Origin of the sequence: uncultured Mailhella sp. (genome assembly GCF_947631555.1) — a bacterium.
Lineage (GTDB): Bacteria > Desulfobacterota > Desulfovibrionia > Desulfovibrionales > Desulfovibrionaceae > Mailhella.
Map to the genome: position 1 here is coordinate 1 of NZ_CANRLT010000115.1, position 4,723 is coordinate 4,723.

Genomic DNA, 4,723 nt, shown 5'->3' on the forward strand with positions numbered 1-4,723 from the left:
GAGTTTTTATAACATACTTATAACTTTAAGTTTTCTTGAACCCCCAGCCTAGCTGGGGGTTTCGTTTAACCAAAAAGAACCGCCATCCATCTACGGCGGGTTTTCTCGTTAAAACAGTCCCTCTGTCTCGAGGACCTGGTCCCTCAAACTGCTGCAGCCCTTACTCGTATACGTTTCATGTTTCAATCCACAGTCGCCCCATCCGCCGACTGACTCAGCAGACACCTGCCCTGTGAGCCGGCCGCAACCATGCTTGAGCGGGCAAAGCCCGATTGTGCGCGACCTGCTAGCTATCAGCGGCGCACGCATGCCGCGCCTCCGGCAGTTAAGGACGGCCAAGGAAAGGAGCGGATTGTCCATCCCTGAAGGGAGAGGATTTCATCGGCTTTGCCGTCTTGTCACCTGCTCTTCCCCCCCCTAAAAAGGGAAGTCTCAAACCTCAAAAAAAATTTTTGATAAAAATAAAAAAGTTCATTTTCTTAACTAAATTTAATTTCATTAATTAAATTTACCTCAACTCCAGAAGGGCAAAAGAAAGAAACGGAACTGTCGCAGAAACCGGTGGCAGATCGCCCCACTTACGGCAACATCAGGCATGGATTTGTCTATGAGCGTGTGCCGCACATTACCCTGAAATCTATCGCCAATAATGCGGAAATCAATGTCATTTGGGAAAAATGGCAGAAAACGCTGGAGCCATTGCGCCTGGAACTCATAAAACTGGTGGAAACGCATTGGGAGGAATGGGAAATCCCGCGAGAAATCGAGTCATATATTCCTTCATGGCTGACCAGTGTAACCCAGCAACGCGTTACCGTTGAGCCCGTTGACCGCCAAGCACACGTCCAGAGAATCAAGAACCTCCATGCCGCTTGGTGGGAGGCCCGTATCGGCCGTCAGAAGGAAATCGACGCATCCATCGCCGCAAAGGCGGACTTTGAGTTTTTGTATGACAAGCCCTATACAGATAGCAAAAAAGTGCGCGTGGCCGGACCCTTTACCGTGGAGAGCCTTTCCCCGCACCGTATGCTGACCGTGGATGAAAACGACGATATTATCGATCCGCTGGAGCGGGCGGTACAGGACGGCGCGCAGGACTTTGCGTCCATGATTTTGGAGGAGTTGAAACGCTCCGGCGTTCAGCAAGCGCACAAAGAGGACAAAATCGTCTTCACCGCGCTCAAAGGCTGGCCAGGTGTGCGGTACATCAACGCTGAAGGCAGATACATGGAAGGCGAAAAAGAACGCCGGGCCGCCATCTTCATCGGGCCGGAGTTCGGTAGCGTCACTCGACAGGATCTGGCCGCAGCAGCACGGGAAGCAGGCGAGGCTGGTTTTGAACTGCTTATTTCCTGCGCCTTCAACTACGATGCCGCCTCCAGCGACTTGCCCAGCCTTGGCACGGTGCGTATTCTCAAGGCGCGTATGAATGCCGACCTGCATATGTCCGCCGATCTCAAGAATACAGGTAAAGGCAACCTCTTCGTCATTTTTGGCGAACCGGACATTGTCATTGAAGATGCCCCCGACAACCAAATTAAGGTCACGGTCAAAGGCGTGGATGTATTCGACCCAGCCACCGGAGAAGTGCGCAACGATGATCCGGCTACTATTGCCTGCTGGTTTATCGATACCGATTATAACGAGGAATCCTTCTTTGTACGCCACGCATACTTTCTGGGTGCGGGCGATCTCTACAAGTCTCTTAAAACTACTCTCAAGGCCGAAATCGACCGCGAAGCGTGGGAGAGCCTGCACAGCGCCACCTCGCGCCCCTTTGACCGGCCAAAATCCGGCAGAATTGCGGTCAAGGTCATCAACCACCTGGGCGATGAGGTGATGAAGGTGTACAAAGTGCAGTGAGTATCCGGGGCTCAGCATGGACAACGGTAAAGACTATGAAATCTCACGCATTCTGCTCTTTGAATATGATGTCCATTTGTTTGAGCAGAACGAGTTTTTTTCAGAACCATCATGGGATGGCACTTATGAAAAGATGAATGACTATGCAAATAATGCACAAACTCGAAGTATTTTGGATCAACGCCGGTTTAAAACAGTGCGTTCGGATGCTATCTAACATGAAAGATATATAAATTTAATAATTATGATGGCAGCGTGGAGTATGTATTATTAAGCAACTATGCCAACATAATTGAATCAGAAAATAGGGTTGAAGGAGGCAATTAATGAAATTCCTCATAGCCGACACCTTTACCGCCAGTTTGTGCAAGCTGACTGCCGATGAGCAGAAGCTGGTCAAACAGACGGCTTTTGATGCGCAGGTCAATCCGTCCAATCCTGGGCTTCGCTTTCATAAGCTGGATCGCTGCAAGGACAAAAATTTCTGGTCCTTGTCTGCGGGCTTGGATATCCGCATTATCGCACACCGCACGACACAAAGTTTGCTGTTCTGCTATGTAGATCATCACGACAAGGCCTACGCATGGGCAGAAAAACGTAAACTGGAAGTACATCCTCAAACCGGTGCGGCACAGATTGTGGAAGTTCGGGAAGTGGTACACACCATTACACGTCATGAACCCGAAATCATAACAGGGCATCCCCTGTTTGCGTCTGTTTCTGATAACCAGCTCTTGAGGTTGGGCATTCCTGCTGAATGGCTTCCCGCAGTGCGGGCACTTGCCGATCAGGATGCTCTTTTGGAACTTGCGTCGCATCTCCCGGCGGAAGCTGGAGAAGCCCTGCTGGATATGGCTTTGGGGCGGATGCCTGATAGTGTAAACTATGCCACCCTTATACCGGCAACTCAGGATTTCTCTGTCGCTTTTCAACACCCGGATTCCCAACGCCGTTTCCGCCTCATGGGCAGTGCGGAAGAGCTGCAGTGTGCCCTTGACTACCCATGGGACAAATGGCTTGTTTTCCTCCATCCTGATCAACGCACCTTGGTGGAAGGCTGCTTCAATGGACCGATCAAGGTATGCGGCTCCGCCGGAACGGGAAAAACCGTTGTTGCCCTGCACCGTGCAGCACATCTGGCCCGCACCAATCCAGACGCGAGGATTTTGCTCACCACCTTGAGCGATCCCCTTGCCCATGCCTTGCGCAACAAACTCAATTGTCTGCTGGCACATGAGCCAAAGTTGGCCGAACGTATCGATGTACGAGCTCTGGCAACGCAAGCGCAACGACTATTCCGCCTGCGGGAACCAGATATTGCCAGAGGTGTTACGCTTGCCACCAAAACACGCATTTTGGACATTCTGCGGCAGGAAGTAGCGGCTTTGCCACTTAAAGGATACACGGAACGTTTCCTGTACGCCGAATGGCATGAGCTAGTGGATGCCCGTCAACTAACATCATGGGAGGAATACCGTGTTACACCGCGCCTCGGCAGGAAAACTCGCCTTTCCGAAAAGCGTCGCCAAGCCCTTTGGTCCGTATTTGAACGTGTGAACAATGCGTTGGCGGAACAACATCTTTACACGGAAGCATCTCTCTATACCCGATTGTCATTCCTGATGGCTGAAACGACAAATCCGCCCTTTGATTTTGTTGTTGTAGATGAAGCGCAGGATTTGAGCTATGCCCAAATGCGCTTTATAGCGGCGCTCGGCGCACACAGGCCGGATGCCCTCTGTTTCTGCGGTGATCTTGGACAACGCATTTTCCAGGTGCCTTTCTCTTGGAAATCTTTAGGAGTGGACATTCGAGGGCGTTCCTTTACCCTGCGCGTCAACTATCGCACGTCACACCAGATACGCAGTCAGGCCGGCAAACTTCTGGATACGGAACTCACCGTCGCCGGTGGCAACGTGGAAAAGCGGAGCAATCCAATTTCCGCCTTCAATGGCCCACAACCCGCCATTCTCTCTTTTGCATCAGAAGAAGAGGAAATCCAAGCTGTGGCACACTGGCTTGTCACACGCCGCGACAACGGTGTGGCCGCACGAGAAATGGCGGTCTTTGTCCGCTCTGAGACGGAAATTCCCCGCGCCGAAGCTGCGTTGCGACAGGCAAAAATTCCCCATGTCGTTCTTGACAGAGAGATGGATATTCCCAAGGACAGTGCTACTATTGCTGTTATGCACCTTGCCAAGGGACTGGAATTTTACGCCGTGGCTGTCATGGCCTGTGATGCCGATGTCATCCCTTCCCAAAAGAAAATAGAAGATATGGGCGATGATGCGGATTTGGAAGACGTGTACAACACCGAACGTCAGCTTTTGTATGTGGCCTGTACACGGGCGCGGGATCATTTGCTGATCTGTGGTGTGGAGCAGACATCGGAATTTCTGGATGACCTCTTAATTCAGGCATCAGACCACCTTCACCCACAAGACAGATCGATTTAACTATGCCCAATTCCTGCCGGAAACCTTGGCCGCTGCCAGCAACGCGGCGGCGGACATTTTTCCGGCCGGGGGCAGCTTTTGCAGATGTTCCGATTATCGTGTACACTTGATGCAGGAAAAGGATAGTATTGTAAGGAGTCCGCATGGCACTCACACTTCAGATGCTCAGGGAAGAGGCAGCCGCAGGCGAGGACAGCACACGTCAGTTCAAGTCCCGAATCGACAATGCGGATTCTCTGGCGGCGGAAATGACAGCCTTCGCCAATGCCAGCGGCGGCGTCATCCTTATCGGTGTGCAGGATGACGGAACCATCTCCGGCATAACACCCCAGGAAGTACATGCTGCGAACCAGCTGATCGGCAACGCCGCCAGTCAGCATGTCCGCAGCCCGCTTTTGGTGCAG

General features: G+C 51.9%; 4 protein-coding genes. All 4 read left to right on the forward strand.

Features of this window, described 5'->3' with window-relative positions; all coding sequences use genetic code 11:
- Positions 1-561: 561 nt before the first annotated feature.
- Positions 562-1,863 (forward strand): hypothetical protein, encoded by a 1,302-nt coding sequence (locus tag Q0Z94_RS10985; RefSeq protein WP_298069659.1) that lies wholly within the window; start codon positions 562-564, stop codon positions 1,861-1,863.
- A 16-nt stretch (positions 1,864-1,879) separates the two neighbouring features.
- The gene (locus Q0Z94_RS10990; RefSeq protein WP_298069661.1) at positions 1,880-2,080 is read left to right on the forward strand and encodes a hypothetical protein; all 201 of its coding nucleotides are present in this window, start codon (positions 1,880-1,882) and stop codon (positions 2,078-2,080) included.
- Between the two features lie 109 nt (positions 2,081-2,189).
- A complete protein-coding gene (locus Q0Z94_RS10995; protein WP_298069663.1) occupies positions 2,190-4,319 on the forward strand; it encodes a 3'-5' exonuclease in 2,130 nt (709 codons plus the stop codon).
- A gap of 143 nt (positions 4,320-4,462) precedes the next feature.
- Positions 4,463-4,723: ATP-binding protein (locus Q0Z94_RS11000; RefSeq protein ID WP_298069665.1), on the forward strand; the 261-nt coding region annotated here is incomplete at its 3' end.